This window comes from Hafnia paralvei ATCC 29927 (genome assembly GCF_001655005.1).
Classification (GTDB): Bacteria; Pseudomonadota; Gammaproteobacteria; order Enterobacterales; family Enterobacteriaceae; genus Hafnia; species Hafnia paralvei.
The window spans coordinates 127,402-150,851 of the sequence record NZ_LXET01000046.1; the positions used below are offsets into that span (position 1 = coordinate 127,402).

The following is a 23,450-nucleotide window of genomic DNA, read 5'->3' on the forward strand; positions in this document are numbered from 1 at the left end:
GAGAGAAGCCCTCTTTCACCTCACGATTGCGAATCACACTCACTACTGTTAATGTTCCCGCCAATTTCCCTGCCGTTAATGAGAAAGCTATGCAGCTAAACCCTGAATTTATCATTGCCGATGAGCAAAAATTGCGTGAACACTATGCTCAGCCCAATAAGATGGTGCTGCAAAAGCAGATTGATCACATTGATAGCTATGCGCGCCAGCTTATTGAAGCCTCTCCGTTTGTGGTGATTTCTACCATTGGCGAAAAAGGCATGGATTGCTCCCCCAAAGGCGGCGATGAAGGTTTTGTACAGGTTGCGGATGAGAAAACACTGCTGTTGCCCGATCTGCCCGGCAATAATCGTTTAGATGGTATTAGCAATTTGCTACATAACCCAACGATTGGGTTGTTGTTTTTAATACCAGGATGGAGCGAAGCATTTCGCGTCAATGGCACCGCCCAAATCAGCGTCGATCCCGATTTGTGTGAGCGATTCTATGTGCAAGAAAATGCAGCACGCAGTGTGCTGGTCATAAACGTGGAAGAAGCTTTCATTCACTGTGGTCGAGCAGTGACCTTTGGCGGACTGTGGGACACTGAGCGTCATATTAATCCCAAATCGCTTCCTTCAATTATGGAAATAGCTCACGCCCACATTGCCCTATCCCAAGCCCCTTCCCGCGACTGATATCTTCCGAGGGCTCCCCTGTGAGCCCTCATTTTCTGGCACACCTCTTGCAGTAATTTCAGCATAAAACCCAAAAACACTGGTTAGCAGTCATTGGCGAGTACGATTGCACAAATTTGATGCATTAAGTGCATTATTTTTGTGCATCGCGAATTTTATGCCACTAAATGGTGCGGTTTATGTCTCAAATTATAAACATAATAATATCATTTTAATTACATTAGGCTATTTTGCTATCAAGTAGCGATGTTTTTCGCTCGCTTCACGAGAAGCAAAGAATCTGGACAGTCGGGTAAATGTACTAAAGCGCCGTCGTTCCGGCACCCAAGTGCAAGCTGATAATAAATCAGCAAAAAACTTATAAAACAAAAACCTATATACCCACATATTTTGGGTTGTACGACAAAACGTCAGCTTTCTTGCACTGCGCAAAGCGCTGGACCCAACAGGGTAAGCGGGAGAGCTAACGCACATACAACGTGAAGTATGAAGGGGATAAAACTTGTAGCACAACAATCGAAGGAGTACGCGAATGCAAATGCGCAAACTGGCGTTATCAATGTTGCTGATCGGTATGTCGAGCACTATGGTTCATGCCGCTGACGATCAGAAAAGTGAAGCCACATCAGACACCCTGCAAAAGATTAAAAACAACGGCGTGATCGTTGTTGGTCACCGCGAATCGTCTGTTCCTTTCTCTTACTACGACAACGCTCAGAAAGTGGTTGGCTACTCTCAGGATTACTCAAACCAAATCGTGGATGCGGTGAAAAAACAGCTGAACATGCCTAATTTACAGGTAAAAATGCTGCCAATCACCTCACAAAACCGCATCCCTCTACTGCAAAACGGCACCTTTGATTTTGAGTGTGGCTCCACCACCAATAACGCGGAACGCCAGCAACAGGCCGCCTTCTCAAATACCATCTTTGTTGTCGGTACGCGCCTGCTTGTGAAGAAAGGCGGCGACATTAAAGATTTCAAAGATCTGGCTGGCAAACCGGTAGTCGTGACATCAGGAACCACGTCTGAAATTCTGCTGAATAAGCTGAATGAAAAAGACAATATGAAAATGCGCATCATCAGTGCCAAAGATCACGGTGACTCCTTCCGTACGCTGGAAAGCGGCCGTGCGGTGGCGTTTATGATGGACGATGCTCTGCTGGCCGGTGAGCGCGCGAAGGCGAAGAAACCAGATCAGTGGGAAATCGTTGGCACACCGCAATCGCACGAAGCCTACGGCTGTATGCTGCGTAAAAACGATCCTGCATTCAAAAAGCTGATGGATGAAACCATTGCCAAAGCACAAACCTCTGGCGAAGCGGCTAAGTCGTATGAGCGTTGGTTTAATCAGCCTATCCCACCAAAAAATATGAACATGAACTTCGCACTCTCTGACGATATGAAGGCTCTATTTAAAGCACCAAACGACCAAATTGCTAAGTAACTCATAGCCTCTGCACGATTTAAGAATAAAGAGGATTATCGCCAAATTCATTGGAGTGGCGGCAAAGCTGGCAATCAGCGGCACCCGATAAACTTGTGTAAACAAGTCGTTAAGGTGAACGAATGCTGTTGTATAGCCGTAGCATCCAGTCAATAGGCGATAGATTGCTGACAAAACTTTGGGCAGGCAGAAAGGGGGAGATCGTTCCCTCCCCCTCTCTCGTCGCAGTTGTCTTGTCTTCAAATCAAAAGTTACTGTCGCCAATCTTTCGTGTATGCGGTCGCCTATCAAACCTAAAATCTGATAAGCGCCAGCCGTATATCACTTTAGGGAGTTATCTATGTCTATAGACTGGAACTGGGGCATATTTTTGCAACCGGCGCCTTTCGGCAACACCACGTATTTGGGCTGGATCTGGTCGGGCTTTCAGGTCACCGTCGCCCTGTCCATTTGCGCTTGGATTATCGCGTTCTTCGTGGGATCGATTTTCGGGATCCTGCGAACCGTTCCGAACCGTTTTCTCTCGACCATTGGGATGTGTTACGTCGAGCTCTTCCGTAACGTGCCATTGATCGTGCAGTTCTTTACTTGGTATTTAGTCATCCCTGAACTGTTGCCCGCCGATCTGGGTATGTGGTTCAAGAGTGAACTCGATCCTAACGTACAGTTCTTTGTTTCATCGATGTTATGCCTTGGCCTATTCACCGCCGCTCGCGTCTGCGAACAGGTGCGCTCAGGCATTCAGTCGCTGCCGCGTGGACAGAAAAATGCCGGTCTAGCGATGGGGCTGACGCTGCCACAAACCTATCGCTACGTCCTCCTTCCTAACGCCTATCGTGTCATCGTCCCGCCAATGACCTCCGAGATGCTTAATCTGGTTAAAAACTCGGCCATTGCCTCAACAATTGGTCTTGTCGACATGGCGGCTCAAGCCGGCAAACTGCTGGACTATTCTGCGCATGCCTACGAGTCCTTTACGGCAATTACGCTAGCCTACATTGCCATTAATGCCGTGATCATGCTGGTGATGCACTTTGTTGAACGCAAGATCCAGCTACCAGGGAATATGGGGAGCAAATAATGTACGAATTTGATTGGAGCTCTATTGTTCCCAGCCTGCCGTATCTGATGAACGGCATGGTCATTACGCTGAAAATTACGCTTATCGCCGTGGTGTTCGGCATTATCTGGGGCACTATTTTGGCAGTGATGCGTCTATCATCATTCAAGCTCATCAGTTGGTTTGCCACCCTGTACGTTAACCTATTCCGTTCCGTACCGCTGGTGATGGTGTTGCTGTGGTTCTACCTAGTTGTGCCTAGCTTATTACAACAAGTTCTAGGCTTATCACCAAAAACTGATATTCGGCTTATCTCAGCCATGGTAGCGTTTTCCTTGTTTGAGGCGGCCTATTACTCGGAAATCATTCGAGCCGGTATTCAAAGCGTTTCCAAAGGTCAGTCTGGTGCATCACTTGCGCTAGGAATGACCCACTGGCAATCAATGCGCTTGGTGATCCTGCCGCAGGCGTTCCGCGCTATGGTGCCACTGTTACTGACTCAGGGGATCGTGCTGTTTCAAGATACGTCGCTGGTGTACGTACTTAGCTTGGCCGATTTCTTCCGCACCGCCTCAACCATCGGTGAGCGAGATGGGACGCAGGTAGAAATGATCCTATTTGCCGGTTTTGTTTATTTTATTATCAGCCTTGCAGCGTCTGCGCTGGTTAATTACTTGAAAAAAAGGACTGTTTGATGATTTCCCTGAAAAATGTTTCTAAGTGGTATGGTCACTTTCAGGTGCTGGCAGACTGCTCCACGGAAGTGAAAAAAGGCGAAGTGGTGGTGGTATGCGGCCCTTCGGGTTCAGGTAAATCTACCTTGATTAAAACTGTTAATGGCCTTGAACCCATTCAGAAAGGTGAGATTACCGTTAACGGCATTCAGGTTAACGATAAGCGCACTGACTTAGCCAAACTACGTTCAAAGGTCGGAATGGTATTTCAGCACTTTGAGTTGTTCCCTCATCTGTCGATCATCGAAAACCTGACACTGGCGCAGGTGAAAGTTCTCGGGCGCGAAAAATCCGCGGCTAAGAGCAAAGGATTAAAATTGCTGGAACGCGTTGGGCTTTCTTCGCACGCAGATAAATTCCCAAGCCAGCTCTCCGGCGGCCAGCAGCAGCGTGTGGCTATCGCCCGTGCGCTGTGCATGGATCCTGTTGCAATGCTATTTGACGAACCCACCTCGGCGCTCGATCCAGAGATGATCAACGAAGTGCTCGACGTGATGGTGGAACTCGCCAAAGAAGGAATGACCATGATGGTGGTGACGCATGAAATGGGCTTTGCTCGCAAAGTCGCGCATCGGGTGATCTTTATGGACGAAGGCAAAATCGTAGAAGATCGCAATAAAGACGACTTCTTCAATAATCCTGAATCCGAACGCGCCAAAGATTTCTTGGCCAAAATTATTCATTAGCATTTTTTTGTTTCACGAATGACGTTGTTAACGAACGCCTTGGTGAACAAATGATTTTGTGCGCAATTTCTACATTTTTGTAGGATTGCGCATTACCTCACGCTTTAAGCTCCTATTTCTATTCCAAATTTCTTCTGCACGTTAAGCTGGTCACACAATAACGCTCAAACAATAAAAACCGCTAATGACAGGAGTCTTACCTAATGTCTTTACCTATTATTCTTGATTGCGACCCAGGCCATGATGACGCTATCGCGTTGATCCTTGCTCTTGCCTCACCAGAGCTCGAGCTCAAAGCTGTCACGACCTCTGCCGGTAATCAGACACCAGACAAAACGTTGCGTAATGCTCTACGCATTCTGACATTACTGCAAAGAAGCGATATTCCCGTCGCGGGTGGCGCAGTAAAACCGCTAATGCGCGAACTGATTATTGCCGATAATGTACACGGCGAAAGCGGATTAGACGGACCTGATCTCCCCGAACCGAACTTTGCCCCACAAACATGTAACGCCGTAGAGCTGATTGCTCAGACGTTGCGGGCGAGCCAGCAGCCCGTCACCGTGGTCGCAACAGGCCCCTTGACTAACATTGCGCTGCTGCTGACGTCGCATCCAGAGCTTCACGCCAAAATAAGCCGTATCGTCATCATGGGGGGGGCAGCGATGCTAGGAAACTGGACCCCCGCCGCTGAGTTTAATATCTACGTTGATCCTGAAGCCGCTGAAATCGTCTTTCAATCCGGTTTACCCATTGTCATGGCTGGGCTGGACGTAACTCATCGCGCCCAAATTATGAGTGAAGATATCGAGCGATTCCGCCATCTTGGTAACCCGGTTGCAGATGTCGTCGCGGATTTACTGGATTTCTTCATGGAATATCACAAACAAGAAAAATGGGGATTCCAAGGCGCACCGCTGCACGACCCTTGCACCATTGCATGGCTTATCAAGCCAGAAATTTTCACCTGTGTCGATCGCTGGGTGGGCGTGGAAACACAGGGCAAATACACACAGGGGATGACCGTGGTGGATTATTACTCTCTCACCGCTAACCAGCCTAATACTACGGTCATGATGGACGTCGACCGTCAGGCATTTGTTGATTTACTGGTCGAACGTATCGGCGCGGCCTACGCCAATCTGGCTCGCTAAGGAGATAAAACATGTCCACCCCAATCATTTTCGATTGTGACCCCGGCCTCGATGATGCGATTGCACTCGCTATGGCGCTCCATTCGCCAGAGTTGGATATCAAAGCCGTAACCACGTCCGCGGGTAACCAAACCCCAGAAAAGACATTGCATAACGCCTTAGGCCTGCTCACTTTAATGCAGCGCACCGATATTCCGGTGGCCGGTGGAGCCAGCCAACCGCTAATGCGCAAACTGATGATTGCCGATCACGTTCACGGCGAAACAGGGATGGGAACCACCAAGTTGCCATCGCCCAGCATCAAACCTAATAAGCTCAACGCCGTCGAACTAATGGCAAAAATCCTGCGCGAAGCAGAAAGTGCCATCACGCTGGTGGTTACAGGGCCAATGACCAACGCCGCGCTACTGCTGGCGCAATATCCTGAGCTGAAAGCGAAAATCGCCCGCATCGTATTTATGGGCGGTGGAATCGACGGCGGTAATGCCACACCGGCGGCTGAGTTCAACATCATTGTCGATCCAGAGGCCGCAGAGATTGTTTTACAGTCTGGTGTGCCTCTGGTAATGGCCGGTCTCAATATGACACATCAAGCGTTAGTGATGGCCGATGAAGTCGAACAGATCCGTGCTATTAATAATCCAGTCGCAAAAGCCGTTGCCGAGATGCTCGATTTCTATCTGCCGCTTTACCTCAGCGGGCCACGTAAACTGCCCGGCGCGGCAATGCATGACCCATGCGTGGTGGCATGGTTGTTGAAACCTGAACTGTTTACCTCTGCCCATTATTGGGTTGGCGTTGAAACTCAGGGGAAATACACCACCGGCATGACCGTGGCTGACGTCTACAATCTCACCGGAAATACGCCCAATACGGAAGTATTACTCAGCGTTGACCGCAAGGGCTTTGTGGATTTGTTGCTGGAAAGAGTCGCGCGATATTAAGCATGTCATAACGTTAGTCATCCCCAGAATATTGGGGATGACTTTTAACGAGCCCTACGGCTGGAAAGGTTTGCGATGGAATTGGTCATGCCCACATTTCGGACACAGGGGCAGGACTTCCGGCGTGTAGAAATCTAGCGTGTAATGACATTTCTCACAGACTAAATGGCCTAAACCAACCACTTCACCGCTGTGGTATACGCCGTGATGGCTCACATCTTTAAACACTTCACGCCATTCCAACTGGGTTTTGTCGGTGATATCTGCCAGTTCCTGCCAGAGGCTCTCTTTAATGACGCGCATGAAGACGCTGTCGCTAAGCTCGTCTTTGCTCTCTTCGTAACTGCGAGCAAACTCTTCCAGATCGCGACGCACCGCCCGTTTGATCTGCTCCACTTCATCACGAGTCAAATCCTCGGCCTTGTTCAATTGTTTTTCGGCACTATTAATCAGCGCATCAATATCACGCTCGCCGTTTTTCAATCGTTCGGTTAATGCCGCGACCCATTGACGGTAATACTGAGCAACCTTGTTCATACCTTATCTCCGCGTGACGTGAATGCTTCTTTTAGTCTAACCTACAGTCAATTATTTTAGCCGTAAATACCTGAGTCGCCGTGATCTTTAGCCTGTGATCGGCATCTCAGCGTGACGCTTTTGTCCTTTATGATAAAGAAAAGCGATTCTGAGGGGCGCTAGCTGTTGTTGCACGCCGCGCTTATCGGCTATTCTATGCCGATCACTATTGATGACATATTGTCAAAAAAGCCATCTTTACTAAAAGTACGGTGTATATCCAAAGTCATTCGAGTTGCAGCAAGGCGGCAACGGAGCGAATCCCTAAGAGCTTAGGTCACTAAGTGACTAGGGGAAGTGAAGGCAGCCAACACCGCTGCGGCTTGAAAGACGAAGGGTATAGCTGTTTTTTACTAACAGGACCCTCAGCAGCCATGCAAGAGCAATATCGTCCAGAGGACATAGAATCACACGTCCAGCGCCATTGGGATGAAAAGAAAACCTTTCAGGTTACCGAAGATGCAAGCAAAGAGAAGTACTACTGCCTCTCCATGCTCCCGTATCCATCCGGCCGACTCCACATGGGTCACGTGCGTAACTACACCATCGGTGATGTGATTTCCCGTTACCAACGCATGCTGGGTAAAAACGTGCTCCAACCCATTGGTTGGGATGCGTTCGGTCTGCCAGCTGAAGGCGCTGCGGTTAAGAATAAAACAGCTCCTGCTCCGTGGACTTACGACAACATCGAATACATGAAGAACCAGCTTAAACTGCTGGGCTTCGGCTATGATTGGAGCCGCGAAATCGCGACCTGCGATCCTGACTACTACCGTTGGGAACAGTGGTTCTTCACCAAGCTGTACGAAAAAGGCATGGTTTACAAAAAGACCTCTGCCGTTAACTGGTGCCCTAATGACCAGACCGTACTGGCTAACGAACAGGTTATTGATGGCTGCTGCTGGCGCTGCGACACCAAAGTCGAGCGTAAGGAAATTCCACAGTGGTTCATCAAAATCACCGCTTATGCCGATCAGTTGCTAAACGATCTGGACACGCTGGAAAATTGGCCTGAGCAGGTCAAAACCATGCAGCGTAACTGGATTGGTCGTTCAGAAGGCGTCGAAATTACCTTTGATGTTGCCGACAGCGACGAAAAAGTCACCGTTTATACTACGCGTCCTGACACCTTTATGGGTGCTACCTATGTTGCTGTAGCCGCGGGTCATCCTCTGGCACAGCAAGGCGCCGCTAATAATCCAGAACTGGCTCAGTTCATCGATGAATGCCGTAATACCAAAGTTGCCGAAGCAGAAATGGCAACGATGGAGAAAAAAGGCATGGCGACGGGGTTGTTTGCCATCCACCCACTGACGGGCGAAAAGCTGCCGGTATGGGTCGCAAACTTCGTTCTGATGGAATACGGTACCGGCGCTGTTATGGCCGTTCCTGCTCACGATCAACGTGACTGGGAGTTCGCGACCAAATACGGTCTGCAGATCAAACCGGTTATTCTGAGCCTAGACGGCAGCCAGCCTGACGTCCATGCAGAAGCGATGACTGAGAAAGGCGTACTGTTCAACTCCGGCGAGTTTGACGGACTGGATCACGAAGCTGGTTTTAACGCCATTGCCGACAAGCTGGTCGAAAAAGGCGTTGGTGAGCGTAAAGTAAATTATCGTCTGCGTGACTGGGGGGTTTCTCGTCAACGCTACTGGGGTGCGCCAATTCCGATGGTCACTCTGGAAGACGGTACCGTTATTCCAACGCCAGAAGATCAACTGCCGGTTATTTTACCTGAAGATGTGGTTATGGATGGGATCACAAGCCCAATCAAAGCCGATCCTAATTGGGCAAAAACCACCGTTAACGGTCAACCAGCGCTGCGTGAAACTGATACTTTCGATACCTTTATGGAATCCTCTTGGTATTACGCTCGCTACACTTGCCCACAGTACAACGAAGGCATGTTGAATCCAGAAGCCGCTAACTACTGGCTGCCGGTCGATCAATATGTCGGTGGTATCGAACACGCCATCATGCACCTGATGTACTTCCGCTTCTTCCATAAACTGATGCGTGATGCTGGTCTGGTAAACTCTGATGAACCAGCGAAACGCCTGCTGTGTCAGGGTATGGTTCTGGCTGATGCGTTCTACTACACCGGTGTTAACGGCGAACGTAACTGGGTTTCTCCGGTTGACGTCACCGTTGAACGTGATGAGAAAGGCCGCATCATCAAAGCTGTCGATAACGAAGGTCGTGAAGTTGTTTATGCGGGCATGAGCAAAATGTCCAAATCAAAAAACAACGGTATTGACCCTCAGGTCATGGTTGAGCGTTACGGCGCAGACACCGTACGCCTGTTCATGATGTTCGCCTCTCCGGCTGAGATGACGCTGGAATGGCAGGAATCTGGCGTTGAAGGTGCAAACCGCTTCCTGAAACGTGTCTGGAAACTGGTTTACGAACATACTCAAAAAGGCGCATGCGTAGACCTGAGCGTAGCTGGCCTGAATGAAGATCAGAAAGCACTGCGTCGCGATCTGCACAAAACGATTGCTAAAGTTAGCGATGATATCGGCCGCCGTCAGACCTTTAACACCGCTATTGCCGCGATTATGGAGCTCATGAATAAGCTGGCTCGTGCTCCGCAAGAGGCCGAGCAAGACCGCGCTCTGATGCAAGAGGCACTGCTAGCCGTCGTTCGTATGCTGTATCCATTCACCCCGCATGCTAGCTTCGAAATGTGGACTGCGCTGGGCGGCAAAGGCGACATCGACGTTGCACCATGGCCCGTTGCCGATGAAAAAGCGATGGTTGAAGATTCTAAGCTGATCGTGGTTCAGGTTAATGGTAAAGTCCGTGGCAAGATCACCGTTGCGGCCGATGCGACTGAACAACAGGTTCGCGAACTGGCTGGACAAGAAGCGCAGGTCGCCAAATATCTCGACGGCGTGACCATTCGTAAAGTAATTTACGTTCCAGGTAAACTGCTGAACCTAGTTGTAGGTTGAGCCGAGGAGGAATTGTGCGACATCGTACTATGACGTCGTTGTTGAAAATTGCGGTTCTGGGGCTGGCGGTGCTTACCGCTGGCTGCGGTTTCCATCTGCGTGGTAACACGTCAGTGCCAACCGAATTCCAGAAAATTACGTTCGACACCAGCGATCCTTATGGCCCCCTGTCACGCTCTATTCGTGAACAGCTGCGCCTGAGCGGTATCACTATTGTCGATCCTAAAGCCGATGACAGCAGCAAAGACCCAGTATCAACGAACAGCACCAGTATCGTAGATAATTCTGCAGCAGCCGCAAAACCTGCGGATGGTTCAGATAAACTGCCATCTCTGCGTATTGTTGGTAGCAGTGAGTCAAAAGAAACGGTTTCTATCTTTAAAGATGGTAAAACGGCTGAATATCAAATGGTGCTGAACGTTAGTGCTCAGGTATTGGTTCGTGGACACGATCTGTATCCGTTGACCGTTCGCGTGTATCGTTCATTCTTCGACAACCCATTAACCGCTCTGGCAAAAGACTCCGAGCAGGAAATGATTCGTCAGGAAATGCGCGATCAGGCGGCTCAACAGCTAGTACGTAAACTGCTGTCTGTGCATGCCGCTGAGTTGCAAAACAACGACAATCGCATGAACGCGGAAGTGACTGCACCGAAAGTGCAAAGTGCGAATGACTTCAATTCAGTCAGCACCGATACCACATCGACGCCAGCTAACACCACCACCGCAACAGGCAGTATTAGCGCACAATGACTCGCGTTTATCCTGAACAACTTGCCGCGCAGCTCCGTGAGGGGCTGCGCGCTTGTTATTTAGTTATGGGCAACGAACCGTTGCTATTGCAGGAAAGCCTTGATCTGATACGCCAACAGGCGCAGCAGCAAGGCTTTACTGAATATTTCAGTTTCTCGCTGGACGCACATACCGATTGGGAAAGCATCTTTAGCCTTTCTCAAGCGATGAGCCTGTTTGCCAGCCGTCAAATTATCTCGCTAACTTTGCCAGAAAATGGGGCTAATGCCGCCATTGGTGAGCAACTGGCTAAGCTCGCCACGCTCTTACATTCCGATCTGTTGCTGATAATTCGTGGAAATAAGCCCACTAAAGCCCAAGAGAATGCCGGATGGTTTAAGACGCTTAGCCAAAACGCAGCAATGATCAGCTGTCAGACACCGGAGCAGGCTCAGCTACCACGCTGGGTGGCTACCCGCGCTAAACAGATGAACCTACAACTTGATGACGCCGCTAACCAGCTTATTTGCTATTGCTATGAAGGCAATCTACTGGCGCTGTCGCAGGCTTTAGAGCGCCTCTCACTGCTCTATCCCGACGGAAAGCTAACACTGCCTCGCGTCGAAGAAGCCGTGAGCGATGCAGCGCATTTTTCCCCATTTCATTGGGTAGATGCCATTCTGGCAGGCAAAAGCAAACGTGCATGGCATATTCTGCAACAGCTTCGTCAAGAAGATATGGAACCGGTGATCCTGCTACGTACCGTACAACGTGAAGTGCTATTGCTACTGACGTTAAAAAGTCAGATGGCTCATACACCGCTACGTAATCTGTTCGATCAACACAAGGTTTGGCAAAATCGTCGCCCCGCAATGACACAAGCCTTGCAGCTTCTCAGCTTACAACAGCTCTATCAGGCCGTGGCTTTGCTCTCGCACATCGAGGTCATACTGAAACAAGATTATGGCCAGTCCGTTTGGAGCGAGCTGGAATCACTGACGCTGCTGCTGTGTGGTAAATCATTGCCGGAGAGCATGCTAGATGCAGAATGAATGTTCCAACGCTACGCAGCTAACGGCGCTATTCGGCGGCACGTTTGATCCGATTCATTACGGGCATCTCAAGCCAGTGACGGCCATGGCCAACGAAGTGGGTTTGCAGAATGTGACTTTGCTGCCCAATCATGTGCCCCCCCATCGACCGCAGCCGGAGGCCAATGCTCAGCAACGGCTCAAAATGGTGGAATTAGCCATTCAAGGCAATCCGCTGTTTTCCGTTGATGAACGTGAACTGCATCGCACAATACCTTCCTATACGATTGATACGTTAGAGGAAGTGCGTCGAGAACGAGGTGCAAATGCACCGCTGGCGTTTATTATTGGCCAAGACTCACTACTGACATTACACAAATGGCATCGCTGGGAAGAAATCCTGCACTATTGCCACTTGCTGGTCTGCGCGCGTCCGGGATACTCCGATCGGTTAGATACGCCAGAATTGCAGCAATGGTTAGAGAAACATCAGGTTTTCGACGCTAAACGGCTTAGCCAACAACCCCATGGCTATATCTATCTCGCTGATACACCACTACTTGCGATTTCAGCTACCGATATTCGCCAGCGCCGCCACCAAGGCATCAGTTGTGATGACCTACTTCCGCGTGCCGTTCAACGCTATATCGAATTGCAGGGGCTGTACCGTTAGCTCTGGTCGCGTGTTATACTCCGCGGCCTATTTTCGCAGAACCGATATCACAACCGAATCCATTTCGTTACGTGATATGTCGTGGTTCTAACTTTAAAGATTTGATTGCCCGAATAAACGATTTGATTTGAAAACGTTATTCCGAGCAATACTGCTCCAACCCGAGGGGGAACCTTTGCAAGGTAAAGCGCTCCAAGAATTTATTATTGATAAAATTGATGATATGAAGGCTCAAGACATCATCGCGATTGATGTTGCCGGCAAGTCAAGCATCACCGACTGCATGATTGTTTGCACCGGTACTTCTAGCCGCCATGTGCATTCAATCGCGACTCACGTAGTACAAGAAGCACGTATGGCAGGTCTGCTGCCTCCGCGTATCGAAGGCGAAAACGGCGCCGAATGGATCGTTGTTGATCTGGGTGACGTGATTGTTCATGTTTTACAGGAAGAAAGTCGTCGCCTGTATGAACTGGAAAAGCTCTGGAGCTAAGCGGTGAAGCTGCAACTGGTCGCCGTCGGCACCAAAATGCCAGACTGGGTACAAACGGGATTTACCGACTATCTTAAACGTTTCCCTAAAGATATGCCGTTTGAACTGATTGAAGTTCCGGCAGGCAAACGTGGTAAAAACGCTGATATCAAGCGCATTCTAGAAAAAGAAGGCGAAATGATGTTGGCTGCGGTGGGTAAAGGTAACCGAATCGTCACGCTGGATATCCCCGGAAAACCGTGGGATACGCCAGAGCTTGCTTCGCAGTTGGAACGCTGGAAGCAGGATGGACGTGACGTTAGCCTACTTATCGGCGGTCCAGAAGGTCTAGCACCCGCGTGTAAGGCTGCGGCTGAGCAAAGCTGGTCGTTATCCACGCTAACCATGCCGCATCCTCTGGTACGCGTTCTGGTCGCCGAGAGCCTATATCGTGCGTGGAGTATCACGACGAACCATCCGTATCATCGTGAATAGCCAGTATCAACGGCGATAGTCTCAAGCTTCGCCGTTGAGTTTTGTTATTTTTCACCAAGTCATCACCCAGAACACGACGGAATGGAATGAAAATAGATCGTAACCCTTTTCGTGATTATTCAGCAGAGTCCGCCCTGTTCATTCGCCGTGCTCTCGTTGCGTTTCTCGGCATTTTGATTCTGTCTGGCATCTTGGTCTTCAATCTGTACCATCTTCAGATTCTGCGCTTCGAAGATTACAAAACCCGTTCCAACGAGAACCGTATTAAGCTGGTACCCATTGCGCCTAGCCGCGGTATGATTTATGACCGTAATGGCACACCACTTGCGTTTAACCGCACTATTTATCAGCTTGAAGTCATGCCAGAAAAAGTCGAAGACTTAAAGGCTGAGCTTGAGGCATTGCGCCCCATTGTCGATATCACCGACGAAGATTTAGATAATTTTCAGAAAGAGCGGAAACGTTCGCGCCGTTTTACCTCAATTCCAGTGAAAACAGCACTGAATGAAGTTCAGGTGGCACGTTTTGCCGTTAACCAATTCCGTTTCTCCGGTTTTGAAGTCAAAGGCTATCAGCGCCGTTTCTATCCTTATGGCTCCGCGCTGACTCACGTCATCGGCTACGTATCTAAAATCAACGATAAAGACGTAGAACGATTAGACAAAGACGGCAAACTTGCCAACTATGCGGCAACCCATGATATTGGCAAGCTAGGTATCGAGCGCTATTACGAGGATGTTCTGCACGGCAAAACCGGTTATGAAGAGGTTGAAGTCAACAACCGGGGTCGAGTCATACGCCAACTGCATGAGCAGCCACCACAGGCCGGTAAAGACATTTATCTGACGTTAGATCTCAATCTTCAGCGTTATCTTGAACAACTGCTGGCAGGCAGTCGCGCAGCCGTGGTCGTCAGCGACCCGCGCACCGGCGGCATTCTGGCGATGGTCTCTAACCCAAGCTATGACCCTAACCTTTTTGTCGACGGTATCTCCAGCAAGGATTACCAACGCCTGCTCAATGACCCGAACCGTCCGTTAATTAACCGCGCGACCCAAGGGCTCTATCCACCCGCATCCACGGTGAAACCTTATATTGCCGTTTCTGCACTCAGCGCGGGTGTGATAACCAAAAACTATAGCCTGTTCGATCCAGGTTGGTGGCAGTTACCTGGCTCTGAAAAACGTTTCCGCGACTGGAAAAAATGGGGGCATGGTCGACTGAATGTCACCAAAGCGCTGGAAGAATCGGCTGACACCTTCTTCTATCAGGTTGCCTACGATATGGGCATCGATCGCCTGTCTGAATGGCTGAGCAAATTTGGCTACGGTCAGTACACCGGCATCGATCTATCAGAAGAGCGTTCTGGCCTAATGCCAACACGCGAATGGAAACAGAAACGCTATAAAAAACCGTGGTATCAAGGTGATACCATTCCGGTTGGTATTGGACAGGGCTATTGGACAGCGACACCGATTCAGATGTCTAAAGCATTGAACACGCTTATCAACGACGGAAACATGAAGGTACCTCACCTGCTGTACAGCACGCGCATCAACGGACAGTTGGTGCCTTATAAGCAGCAGGAATCAGTACAGATTGGCGATATCCATTCCGGCTATTGGGAAATAGCCAAAGATGGAATGTATGGTGTAGCCAATCGCGCCAACGGAACGGCACATAAGTATTTCGCCAATGCGCCGTATAAAATTGCTGCTAAATCAGGTACCGCACAGGTCTTTGGTTATGAAACCTATAACGCGCATACCTTGGCTGAGCATTTACGCGACCATAAGCTAATGACGGCGTTTGCGCCGTACGATAATCCTCAGGTTTCTGTGGCTATCATTCTGGAGAATGGCGGCGCAGGGCCCGCAGTAGGGACTATTGTGCGTCAAATTCTCGACCACATTATGCTCGGCGATAACAACACGACGCTCCCAAGTGAAACTGCGCCGCCTCCGGGCGTTGAAGGCGACTGATGAGGCATACAGGCTAATCATGACAGAAAACCAACAGAAACGTTCTATTTGGGCGAAGATGCATATCGACCTGCCTTTTTTGCTCTGCATTCTCTCCATTCTGGCCTATAGCGCCTTTGTCATGTGGAGCGCCAGCGGGCAAGATGTTGACATGATGGAGCGAAAAATCGGTCAGATCTTTATGGGCCTGTGCGTTATGCTGGTTATGGCTCAAATACCACCGCGTGTATATGAAAGTTGGGCGCCCTATCTTTATGTATTCTGCGTTATCTTGCTGATTCTGGTCGATGCCTTCGGCCAGATTAGTAAAGGGGCGCAGCGCTGGCTGGATCTGGGCTTTGTCCGTTTTCAGCCGTCAGAGATTGCAAAAATTGCCGTGCCTTTGATGGTCGCTCGGTTTATCAACCGCGACGTTTGTCCCCCCTCGCTAAAAAATACCGGCATTGCACTGATTCTGATATTTATGCCTACGCTGCTGGTTGCAGCTCAACCCGATCTGGGAACCTCCATTTTGGTTGCCGCATCCGGTCTGTTTATCCTCTTCCTTGCAGGACTCAGTTGGCGCTTGATTCTGGTCGCAGTAGTCTTAGTTGCAGCCTTTATTCCGATTTTGTGGTTCTTCCTGATGCACGACTATCAGCAGGCTCGCGTCATGATGCTGCTCGACCCTGAAAGCGATCCACTGGGCGCGGGCTACCACATTATCCAATCCAAAATCGCTATTGGCTCTGGTGGGTTTGGGGGTAAAGGCTGGCTGCATGGTACCCAGTCACAGTTGGAGTTCTTACCAGAGCGTCACACCGACTTTATCTTTGCCGTACTGGCTGAAGAGTTGGGTCTGGTAGGTGTTCTCGTTCTACTTGGGCTGTATCTGCTAACCATTATGCGCGGGCTGATGATTGCGGCAAAAGCGCAAACCACCTTCGGCCGCGTCATGGTGGGGGGTTTAATGTTGATTTTATTCGTTTATGTTTTCGTGAATATCGGCATGGTGAGTGGAATTTTGCCCGTGGTTGGCGTACCTTTGCCACTGGTCAGCTATGGCGGTTCCGCCCTGATCGTGCTTATGGCCGGGTTTGGTATCGTAATGTCGATCCATACTCACAGAAAAATGTTATCTAAGAATCTATAGAGGTCGCGATGCGAATGGCGCATAAATCATGGCTTAGTGCTGGTTTACTCAGTCTGTTTCTGGCGGGCTGTACCAACACCACAACCACCGAGACCCCGGCTCCCCAGCAGCCTGCGTATAACGGCCCGGTAGAGGAAATCAGCGGTGCTGAACCGCGCTATGAACCCTTTAATCCGGCAACCAGTCAGGATTACAGCGTTAACGGTACCCAATATAAAGTCGTGCAAGATCCGTCTAACTTCTCACAGGTGGGTTACGCGACGTCCTATGGGGAAGAGAACGGCGGCAACATGACCGCTATCGGTGAACAGTTTGATCCGAATGCCATGACAGCGGCTCACGCAACGCTGCCGCTGCCAAGCTACGTACGCGTTACCAACTTAGCTAACGGACGCCGTTTAGTCGTTCGACTGAACGATCGTGGCCCATACACTGCGGGTAAAGTGATCGATCTCTCCCGCGCGGCGGCCGATCGCCTGAATATTTCAAATAATACGAAAGTCCGTATCGACTTTATTAGCGTAGCGCCAGACGGCACGATGTCAGGCCCAGGAACGATTGGCACCACGATTGCGAAGCAGAGCTATGCCCTACCCGCTCGCCCAACGATTGGCCAAGAAACCACACAGGTTTCCATGAGTCCATCGGCATCAGATACTCAAGTCGCCGTACGCCCTGTGGCAAATCCAACGCCTGCGACCATGAATAACGATGACAACATGCCGGTTTCTGCGCCAGCAAGCAACAGCACTGGTTTCTTGGGCGCACCTCAGCCATTGCGCACTGGCGTACTGGAAGGAACTGAACCGGTCACATCTCCGGCTCCGGCAGCGGTTGCCGCCCCTGCTGCGGTAGCAGCGTCGACGACTGCTTCCGCCAATGGCAAATTTATGGTGCAGGTTGGTGCGGTCAGCGATGGTGCCCGTGCGCAACAATGGCAGCAGAAGTTAAGCCAACAATTTGGCGTACCAGGTAAAGTATCACCTAATGGTGCGATGTATCGTGTGCAACTGGGGCCATTCAGTAGTCGTCAAGAAGCCGCTGCGTTACAACAGCGTCTCGCCAGCGAAGCACAGCAGCAATCGTTTATTGCCAGCGCACAGTAAATATACATACCTCATCTAAATGGTGGGGTATGCAATAATTAGTCACACATTGCCTCTGTAAAGAGGCGCGATTAAGCCTTGTTCGGGTATGAACGATAAATCGGCTTCTGTTATAGTGTGGCTCGTTTTTTTCACTTTATTCACGGATGTTGTAGTCCCTATCATGAAATACAATTTTGCTTCCCGTTCGATAAAACGCATTGCGCTCAGCAGCCTTCTCGCCATTGGTATGGTCAATGTAGTTCATGCTGACGACGTTAATCTTAAGACCATGATCCCAGGCGTGCCGCAGATCGATGCGGAAGCGTATATCCTGATTGATTACAACTCAGGTAAAGTTTTGGCGGAGTCTAACGCTGACGCTCGTCGAAACCCTGCTAGCCTGACAAAAATGATGACCAGTTATGTTATTGGTCAGGCAATGAAAGCCGGTAAGTTCACTGAGAATGATGTTGTGACCGTTGGACAAGATGCTTGGGCGACCGGTAATCCAGTGTTCAAAGGCTCATCTCTGATGTTCCTGAAACCAGGCGATCGCGTTCCTGTCTCTCTGCTGATCCGCGGTATCAATCTGCAATCGGGTAACGACGCTTGTGTTGCAATGGCGGATTACGTTGCTGGCAGTCAAGACGCTTTTGTTGGTTTGATGAACAACTACGTTAAGGCTCTGGGTTTGCAGAACACTCATTTCCAGACCGTACACGGCTTAGATGCTGATGGGCAGTACAGCTCAGCTCGCGATATGGCATTGATTGGTCAGGCTCTTATTCGTGATGTACCAAACGAGTACGCTATCTACAAAGAGAAAGAGTTCACGTTTAACAACATTCGTCAGATGAACCGCAATGGTCTGCTGTGGGATACCAGCATGAACGTTGATGGTATCAAAACCGGTCATACCGAGTCTGCAGGCTTTAATCTGGTCGCGTCTGCAACCGAAGGTCAGATGCGCTTAATTTCTGCCGTACTGGGTGGGCACACCAGCAAAGGCCGTGAAAGCGAAAGTAAAAAACTGCTGACTTGGGGCTTCCGTTTCTTCGAAACCGTTTCTCCATTGAAAGCTGGCCGTGAATTCGCTTCTGAGCCAGTATGGTTTGGTGATACCGATCGCGCACAGCTCGGCGTCGATAAAGATGTCTACCTGACAATCCCTCGCGGCCGCATGAAAGATTTGAAAGCAAGCTACACGCTGAACTCAACCGAACTTGATGCGCCTCTGGCAAAAAATCAGGTCGTGGGCACCATCAACTTCCAACTTGATGGTAAAACTATCGAACAGCGTCCATTAGTGGTGCTCAACGAAGTGCAAGAAGGTGGTTTCTTCAGTCGTATGATCGACCATATCAAACTGATGTTCCATCGTTGGTTTGGTTAATCCAGCCTCTTGAAAGCGGGAAATTTCATCCCCATATAATGAATAACAATAACTCCCGCTCCGGCGGGAGTTATAATTTATAGATTGAAGCAAAATGCTGGAGCGCAACATGAAAACTAAACTGAATGAACTGCTCGAATTTCCTTGCTCTTTTACCTATAGAGTATTGGGTTTAGCGCAGCCTGAGCTGGTCGATCAGGTGGTCGAAGTGGTGCAGCGCCATGCACCTGGTGATTATCAGCCACAGGTTAAGCCAAGCAGCAAAGGCACCTACCACTCCGTCGCGATTACAATTAATGCGACTCATATTGAGCAGGTAGAAACGCTGTATGAAGAACTGGGTAAAATCGAAATCGTACGTACCGTATTGTAATTACAGTTTTTTAACGTTATCTCCCTGCATCAAGTATGCAGGCTAAGCGGCTCGATGAGGCATGATTGCTTTATTGAGCCGCTTTTTTTTGAACGATCAGCACTGGTCGCTGAGGGTGCATCTCGGTATAATGGCTTTACCAATTTTGTAACCGGATGATGACTCGTTTGCAACAAGACAAGATCATACTGCGTCAACTAGGGTTGCAGCCCTATGTTCCCGTATCACAAGCCATGCATACTTTTACCGACCAGCGCACAGAAAGTACGCCCGATGAGCTCTGGTTAGTGCAACATCATCCGGTATTTACACAAGGTCAGGCAGGCAAAGCCGAGCACGTATTGGCTGCAGGAGACATTCCTGTGATCCAAAGCGATCGCGGTGGCCAAGTCACTTATCATGGCCCTGGCCAGCAGGTGATGTATGTCCTTGTCGATTTGAAACGTAACAAATTTGGCGTTCGCCAACTGGTGACCGCGATAGAGCAAACCGTCGTTAACACGCTTGAAAAGTTCAGCATCGAGGCACATGCCAGAGCTGATGCTCCCGGTGTTTACGTGGGTGAAAAAAAGATTTGCTCGCTGGGATTACGCATCCGTAAAGGTTGCTCATTCCACGGGCTGGCGCTGAATACCGCCATGGATCTCGGCCCATTTAGCCGGATTAACCCTTGTGGTTACGCAGGCATGCAAATGACACAGATCAGCGCACTGAACCCCGACGTTACGCTGGAAAACGTACAGTCGGTACTGGTCGAGCAATTTATTCAAATACTGGGCTATCAATCAGCCGAGTTAAGCAACTGGAACCCGCACGATTATGAGTAAACCAATTCTGATGGAACGCGGCGTCAAATACCGTGACGCAGACAAAATGGCCCTTATCCCAGTGAAAACAGTGGCCGTAGAAAGAGAACAGCTGCTGCGCAAACCTGAGTGGATGAAAATCAAACTCCCCGCGGATTCCAGTCGTATTCAAGGTATTAAAGCGGCCATGCGTAAAAATGGCCTGCATTCCGTCTGTGAAGAAGCCTCCTGCCCTAACTTGGCTGAATGCTTCAACCACGGTACGGCCACCTTTATGATTTTAGGGGCTATCTGTACCCGCCGCTGTCCGTTCTGCGATGTTGCACATGGTCGCCCAGTTGCGCCAGATGCCAATGAACCAGAAAAACTAGCACAAACTATTGCTGATATGGGGCTGCGTTACGTGGTCATCACCTCCGTTGACCGCGACGATTTGCGCGACGGCGGTGCTCAACATTTTGCCGACTGTATCCGTGCCATTCGAGCCAAAAACCCGACCATTCGTATCGAAACGTTGGTGCCGGACTTCCGCGGCCGCATGGAACGTGCACTAGATATTTTAACGGAAACACCACCGGACGTGTTTAACCACAACCTTGAGAACGTTCCGCGTATCTATCGCCAAGTACGTCCAGGTGCTGATTACAACTGGTCATTGAAGCTGCTCGAGAACTTCAAAGCGGCACATCCAGAGATTCCAACCAAGTCCGGTCTGATGGTAGGCTTGGGGGAAACAAATGAGGAAATCATCGAAGTGATGCGCGATCTGCGTGCACGCGGAGTCACGATGCTAACTCTCGGCCAATATCTGCAGCCGAGTCGCCACCACCTACCGGTACAGCGCTACGTAAGCCCTGACGAATTTGAAGAGATGAAAGCAGAAGCTATGGCTATGGGCTTTACCCATGCTGCTTGTGGCCCGTTCGTACGATCTTCTTACCACGCAGACTTGCAGGCCAAGGGCGTCGAAGTGAAGTAATACCCAGTCTGTTTCTGTAGACATATTTTTTTACAAGAGAACAGGACTACAGCCAGAATCCATGAGGCCAGAGCAAATATCTCTGCGGCCTCATTTCTAGCAAACTATATAGAAAAAACCGTAGAAGGCTCACTCTCTACGGTTTTTTTATTGGCTACTCAGCTACCGCTGAAAAACCGAATCAGTCTTTATGGTCAACGCGGGGTGCAGCACTATCGGCATCTGCACCTGATTTTGCTGAGTCATCATTCATGGCTTTCTTAAAGCCTTTCAACGCAGCCCCCAAGTCTGAACCCAGAGTACGCAGCTTGTTAGTGCCAAACAGCAAAACAATCAGAACCGCAATCACCAGCAATTTGGTAATACTGATACCTTCCATAAACACCTTCTTAATGAATACATCAGACGACAGAGCCGACTGACTAAAAAACGTTCTTCATAATTTATCTATTAATATCCAATTTAGCCCTATTAGCAATGTGAATATGTAACAGAGTTAGACGTCGCTTAACGGATTGTTCTGCGAAAAACGGCGGCGATAAACTGAAGGCGATATCCCTAAATGTTGGCGAAAAGCTTGCCGAAAACCTTCGCTGGTTGAGAAACCACACATCTCGGCAACGGACTCAATGTGTTTATTACCCAATTCCAGTTGCTCACATGCCAGCGACATTCGAGCCTGCTGAAGCCAACTTGCGGGGGACATCCCCAATGACGTTGCGAAACGCCGAGCCAAAGTCCGCTCACTCATATTAGATTCACGAGCCATCATTTTCACGCTCCACGATAAATGCAGGCTGGTTTGTACTTTCTCTAACAGCAGGTACAGACCATCATGTGTTTTCACCTCTAGAGAATGCGCAATAAACTGCTTTTGTCCCCCACTACGCTGAGGAGCCATAACCAGTCTGCGCGCCACTCGATTCGCGATTTGTACCCCAAAATCCTTGGAAACCAGATATAAGCAGGCATCAATCCCTGCCGCGCTCCCCGCCGAAGTCATTATCTGTCCGCTATCAACGTAGAGTACATCGGCATCAACCTGAACATCCGGATAACGTTCAGCTAACTGTTGGCAATAACGCCAATGAGTGGTGACTCGCTTACCCGAGAGTATCCCCGCGGCTGCTAATACAAAAATACCCGAGCAGATAGTAATAAAACGCACGCCGCGCTTATATGCGGCTCGCACAGCCTCTAATAATGCTGGCGGCGGTGGTACGTCATTCCCGCGCCATCCAGGAATGACAATAGTATTGGCCTGCGCTAAGTATTCAAGCCCGTGCTCAGCCAACATCGTCACGCCGTTGGTGGTTCGCATGGGCCCATCGTCAACACCTACCACGCAGTGCTGATACCATGGGAAATCGAATTCGGGACGCGGCAAAGCAAAAATCTCTAGCGCAATACCGAATTCAAAACTACATAAGCCATCGTAGGCTAAGGTTGCTACTAAACCAGGGTTTCTATCCATAGGGGTCAATGATTGGCAGGTTTACTGGGAAATATGGCATATTTGCCACTGTAAGCAAGGCTGGATGAACAATACAGTAGTCACTCATTCAACCGAGGGAGTTTAGACGATGACCAGCTTAGTCAGCCATGTTCCACCAGCAGATTCTTCCGATGCTGAGCGCCACTTCTCTCGTCGATTTCAGTTTGAAACCGACTGCTCAGATGTTCATTACAGCTTGCAGCAACAAAATATAGATTTTGTATTGCTCGACGTTCGCTCGCCAGAGTTGTATCAACGCTCTCATCTGCCTCAAGCGATCAATCTGCCGCATAAAGAGATAGATCAACGCCTTTATCAACGCTACGCCCGCCACACCCTGTTTGTGGTTTATTGCGCTGGGCCACACTGTAACGGTGCACAAAAAGCGGCATTGGCGCTGAGTCGATTGGGGTATCCAGTGAAAGAAATGATCGGAGGCATGACGGGATGGCAAGATGAAGGTTTTACATTTTTTGGGGAGCCACAAAAAAATGTAACATGCGGCTGCTAATCGTAAAAAGCCGCTCACAGCGAGCGGCTCAGATGCACCATGTAAACATAGATA

At 49.6% G+C, this 23,450-nt stretch carries 24 protein-coding genes; 21 read left to right on the forward strand and 3 right to left on the reverse strand.

All coding sequences use genetic code 11. The features are described from left to right. Nucleotides 1-89 precede the first annotated feature (89 nt). The 7 genes from M988_RS14260 to rihA (M988_RS14290) all read left to right on the forward strand — a co-directional run bounded on the left by M988_RS14260 (nt 90) and on the right by rihA (M988_RS14290) (nt 6,702). On the forward strand, nt 90-677 hold the full coding sequence (locus tag M988_RS14260) for an MSMEG_1061 family FMN-dependent PPOX-type flavoprotein (RefSeq protein WP_064574647.1): 588 nt from the start codon (nt 90-92) through the stop codon (nt 675-677). Nucleotides 678-1,209: 532 nt separating this feature from the next. Then, complete coding sequence (locus tag M988_RS14265) at nt 1,210-2,124, forward strand: amino acid ABC transporter substrate-binding protein (protein WP_008812744.1); 915 nt, start codon at nt 1,210-1,212, stop codon at nt 2,122-2,124. 340 nt (nt 2,125-2,464) lie between these two features. Then, on the forward strand, nt 2,465-3,205 hold the full coding sequence (locus M988_RS14270) for an amino acid ABC transporter permease (protein WP_004096447.1): 741 nt from the start codon (nt 2,465-2,467) through the stop codon (nt 3,203-3,205). Continuing rightward, complete coding sequence (gltK, locus tag M988_RS14275; RefSeq protein ID WP_008812743.1) at nt 3,205-3,879, forward strand: glutamate/aspartate ABC transporter permease GltK; 675 nt, start codon at nt 3,205-3,207, stop codon at nt 3,877-3,879. Before M988_RS14270 ends, gltK begins: the two co-directional genes overlap by 1 nt. Continuing rightward, complete coding sequence (locus M988_RS14280; RefSeq protein ID WP_008812742.1) at nt 3,879-4,604, forward strand: amino acid ABC transporter ATP-binding protein; 726 nt, start codon at nt 3,879-3,881, stop codon at nt 4,602-4,604. The genes gltK and M988_RS14280 overlap by 1 nt, the downstream gene beginning before the upstream one ends. Nucleotides 4,605-4,807: 203 nt before the next feature. Beyond that, nucleotides 4,808-5,758, forward strand: coding sequence for a pyrimidine-specific ribonucleoside hydrolase RihA (gene rihA / locus M988_RS14285; protein ID WP_039187138.1), 951 nt, complete (start codon nt 4,808-4,810; stop codon nt 5,756-5,758). An 11-nt stretch (nt 5,759-5,769) separates the two neighbouring features. Continuing rightward, nucleotides 5,770-6,702 (forward strand): pyrimidine-specific ribonucleoside hydrolase RihA, encoded by a 933-nt coding sequence (gene rihA / locus M988_RS14290; protein ID WP_064574649.1) that lies wholly within the window; start codon nt 5,770-5,772, stop codon nt 6,700-6,702. A gap of 54 nt (nt 6,703-6,756) precedes the next feature. Here the strand turns inward: rihA (M988_RS14290) and M988_RS14295 are convergent, their stop codons facing one another. Then, nucleotides 6,757-7,239, reverse strand: coding sequence for a zinc ribbon-containing protein (locus tag M988_RS14295; protein ID WP_008812739.1), 483 nt, complete (start codon nt 7,237-7,239; stop codon nt 6,757-6,759). A 413-nt stretch (nt 7,240-7,652) separates the two neighbouring features. On the opposite strand from M988_RS14295, the gene leuS reads away from it, so the two are divergent. The 13 genes from leuS to lipA all read left to right on the forward strand — a co-directional run bounded on the left by leuS (nt 7,653) and on the right by lipA (nt 21,390). Then, entirely contained in the window at nt 7,653-10,235 is a 2,583-nt protein-coding gene (gene leuS, locus M988_RS14300; RefSeq protein WP_064574651.1) for a leucine--tRNA ligase, read from the forward strand. A 14-nt stretch (nt 10,236-10,249) separates the two neighbouring features. Continuing rightward, a complete protein-coding gene (lptE, locus tag M988_RS14305) occupies nt 10,250-10,987 on the forward strand; it encodes an LPS assembly lipoprotein LptE (protein ID WP_020303876.1) in 738 nt (245 codons plus the stop codon). Further along, on the forward strand, nt 10,984-12,018 hold the full coding sequence (gene holA, locus M988_RS14310; RefSeq protein WP_008812736.1) for a DNA polymerase III subunit delta: 1,035 nt from the start codon (nt 10,984-10,986) through the stop codon (nt 12,016-12,018). Before lptE ends, holA begins: the two co-directional genes overlap by 4 nt. Then, nucleotides 12,008-12,670, forward strand: coding sequence for a nicotinate-nucleotide adenylyltransferase (gene nadD, locus M988_RS14315; RefSeq protein WP_008812735.1), 663 nt, complete (start codon nt 12,008-12,010; stop codon nt 12,668-12,670). Before holA ends, nadD begins: the two co-directional genes overlap by 11 nt. Before the next feature lie 175 nt (nt 12,671-12,845). Then, a complete protein-coding gene (rsfS, locus tag M988_RS14320; protein WP_008812734.1) occupies nt 12,846-13,163 on the forward strand; it encodes a ribosome silencing factor in 318 nt (105 codons plus the stop codon). A gap of 3 nt (nt 13,164-13,166) precedes the next feature. Further along, nucleotides 13,167-13,637 carry a 23S rRNA (pseudouridine(1915)-N(3))-methyltransferase RlmH gene (gene rlmH / locus M988_RS14325; RefSeq protein ID WP_004096425.1) on the forward strand — a complete coding sequence of 157 codons (471 nt, stop codon included), beginning with the start codon at nt 13,167-13,169 and terminating at the stop codon, nt 13,635-13,637. A gap of 86 nt (nt 13,638-13,723) precedes the next feature. Further along, nucleotides 13,724-15,619, forward strand: coding sequence for a peptidoglycan DD-transpeptidase MrdA (gene mrdA, locus M988_RS14330; RefSeq protein ID WP_064574653.1), 1,896 nt, complete (start codon nt 13,724-13,726; stop codon nt 15,617-15,619). A 19-nt stretch (nt 15,620-15,638) separates the two neighbouring features. Further along, complete coding sequence (gene mrdB / locus M988_RS14335; protein ID WP_008812733.1) at nt 15,639-16,751, forward strand: peptidoglycan glycosyltransferase MrdB; 1,113 nt, start codon at nt 15,639-15,641, stop codon at nt 16,749-16,751. Between the two features lie 8 nt (nt 16,752-16,759). Continuing rightward, complete coding sequence (rlpA, locus tag M988_RS14340) at nt 16,760-17,857, forward strand: endolytic peptidoglycan transglycosylase RlpA (RefSeq protein ID WP_020303877.1); 1,098 nt, start codon at nt 16,760-16,762, stop codon at nt 17,855-17,857. A gap of 163 nt (nt 17,858-18,020) precedes the next feature. Beyond that, nucleotides 18,021-19,232 (forward strand): D-alanyl-D-alanine carboxypeptidase DacA, encoded by a 1,212-nt coding sequence (dacA, locus tag M988_RS14345; protein ID WP_008812731.1) that lies wholly within the window; start codon nt 18,021-18,023, stop codon nt 19,230-19,232. A gap of 109 nt (nt 19,233-19,341) precedes the next feature. After that, a complete protein-coding gene (gene ybeD, locus M988_RS14350) occupies nt 19,342-19,605 on the forward strand; it encodes a DUF493 family protein YbeD (protein ID WP_008812730.1) in 264 nt (87 codons plus the stop codon). A 155-nt stretch (nt 19,606-19,760) separates the two neighbouring features. Next, nucleotides 19,761-20,432, forward strand: a complete 672-nt coding sequence (gene lipB / locus M988_RS14355) for a lipoyl(octanoyl) transferase LipB (RefSeq protein ID WP_004096416.1) — start codon at nt 19,761-19,763, stop codon at nt 20,430-20,432. Continuing rightward, nucleotides 20,425-21,390 carry a lipoyl synthase gene (lipA, locus tag M988_RS14360; RefSeq protein ID WP_064574655.1) on the forward strand — a complete coding sequence of 322 codons (966 nt, stop codon included), beginning with the start codon at nt 20,425-20,427 and terminating at the stop codon, nt 21,388-21,390. Before lipB ends, lipA begins: the two co-directional genes overlap by 8 nt. Before the next feature lie 181 nt (nt 21,391-21,571). Here lipA and tatE read toward each other — a convergent pair whose 3' ends face one another. Then, nucleotides 21,572-21,769 carry a twin-arginine translocase subunit TatE gene (gene tatE / locus M988_RS14365; protein WP_008812729.1) on the reverse strand — a complete coding sequence of 66 codons (198 nt, stop codon included), beginning with the start codon at nt 21,767-21,769 and terminating at the stop codon, nt 21,572-21,574. A 117-nt stretch (nt 21,770-21,886) separates the two neighbouring features. Further along, nucleotides 21,887-22,864 carry a transcriptional regulator FtrA gene (gene ftrA / locus M988_RS14370; protein ID WP_064574657.1) on the reverse strand — a complete coding sequence of 326 codons (978 nt, stop codon included), beginning with the start codon at nt 22,862-22,864 and terminating at the stop codon, nt 21,887-21,889. Nucleotides 22,865-22,973: 109 nt separating this feature from the next. Between ftrA and M988_RS14375 the strand changes: the two genes are divergently transcribed. Beyond that, entirely contained in the window at nt 22,974-23,396 is a 423-nt protein-coding gene (locus M988_RS14375) for a rhodanese-like domain-containing protein (RefSeq protein WP_039187153.1), read from the forward strand. Nucleotides 23,397-23,450 lie beyond the last annotated feature (54 nt).

Bases quoted from the DNA above. Each gene is read 5' to 3' on its own strand.
- M988_RS14260 (WP_064574647.1), top strand. From the start codon at position 90: ATGCAGCTAAACCCTGAATTTATCATTGCCGATGAGCAAAAATTGCGT.
- M988_RS14265 (WP_008812744.1), top strand. From the start codon at position 1,210: ATGCAAATGCGCAAACTGGCGTTATCAATGTTGCTGATCGGTATGTCG.
- M988_RS14270 (WP_004096447.1), top strand. From the start codon at position 2,465: ATGTCTATAGACTGGAACTGGGGCATATTTTTGCAACCGGCGCCTTTC.
- gltK (WP_008812743.1), top strand. From the start codon at position 3,205: ATGTACGAATTTGATTGGAGCTCTATTGTTCCCAGCCTGCCGTATCTG.
- M988_RS14280 (WP_008812742.1), top strand. From the start codon at position 3,879: ATGATTTCCCTGAAAAATGTTTCTAAGTGGTATGGTCACTTTCAGGTG.
- rihA (WP_039187138.1), top strand. From the start codon at position 4,808: ATGTCTTTACCTATTATTCTTGATTGCGACCCAGGCCATGATGACGCT.
- rihA (WP_064574649.1), top strand. From the start codon at position 5,770: ATGTCCACCCCAATCATTTTCGATTGTGACCCCGGCCTCGATGATGCG.
- M988_RS14295 (WP_008812739.1), bottom strand. From the start codon at position 7,239: ATGAACAAGGTTGCTCAGTATTACCGTCAATGGGTCGCGGCATTAACC.
- leuS (WP_064574651.1), top strand. From the start codon at position 7,653: ATGCAAGAGCAATATCGTCCAGAGGACATAGAATCACACGTCCAGCGC.
- holA (WP_008812736.1), top strand. From the start codon at position 10,984: ATGACTCGCGTTTATCCTGAACAACTTGCCGCGCAGCTCCGTGAGGGG.
- nadD (WP_008812735.1), top strand. From the start codon at position 12,008: ATGCAGAATGAATGTTCCAACGCTACGCAGCTAACGGCGCTATTCGGC.
- mrdA (WP_064574653.1), top strand. From the start codon at position 13,724: ATGAAAATAGATCGTAACCCTTTTCGTGATTATTCAGCAGAGTCCGCC.
- mrdB (WP_008812733.1), top strand. From the start codon at position 15,639: ATGACAGAAAACCAACAGAAACGTTCTATTTGGGCGAAGATGCATATC.
- rlpA (WP_020303877.1), top strand. From the start codon at position 16,760: ATGCGAATGGCGCATAAATCATGGCTTAGTGCTGGTTTACTCAGTCTG.
- dacA (WP_008812731.1), top strand. From the start codon at position 18,021: ATGAAATACAATTTTGCTTCCCGTTCGATAAAACGCATTGCGCTCAGC.
- ybeD (WP_008812730.1), top strand. From the start codon at position 19,342: ATGAAAACTAAACTGAATGAACTGCTCGAATTTCCTTGCTCTTTTACC.
- lipB (WP_004096416.1), top strand. From the start codon at position 19,761: ATGATGACTCGTTTGCAACAAGACAAGATCATACTGCGTCAACTAGGG.
- lipA (WP_064574655.1), top strand. From the start codon at position 20,425: ATGAGTAAACCAATTCTGATGGAACGCGGCGTCAAATACCGTGACGCA.
- tatE (WP_008812729.1), bottom strand. From the start codon at position 21,769: ATGGAAGGTATCAGTATTACCAAATTGCTGGTGATTGCGGTTCTGATT.
- ftrA (WP_064574657.1), bottom strand. From the start codon at position 22,864: ATGGATAGAAACCCTGGTTTAGTAGCAACCTTAGCCTACGATGGCTTA.
- M988_RS14375 (WP_039187153.1), top strand. From the start codon at position 22,974: ATGACCAGCTTAGTCAGCCATGTTCCACCAGCAGATTCTTCCGATGCT.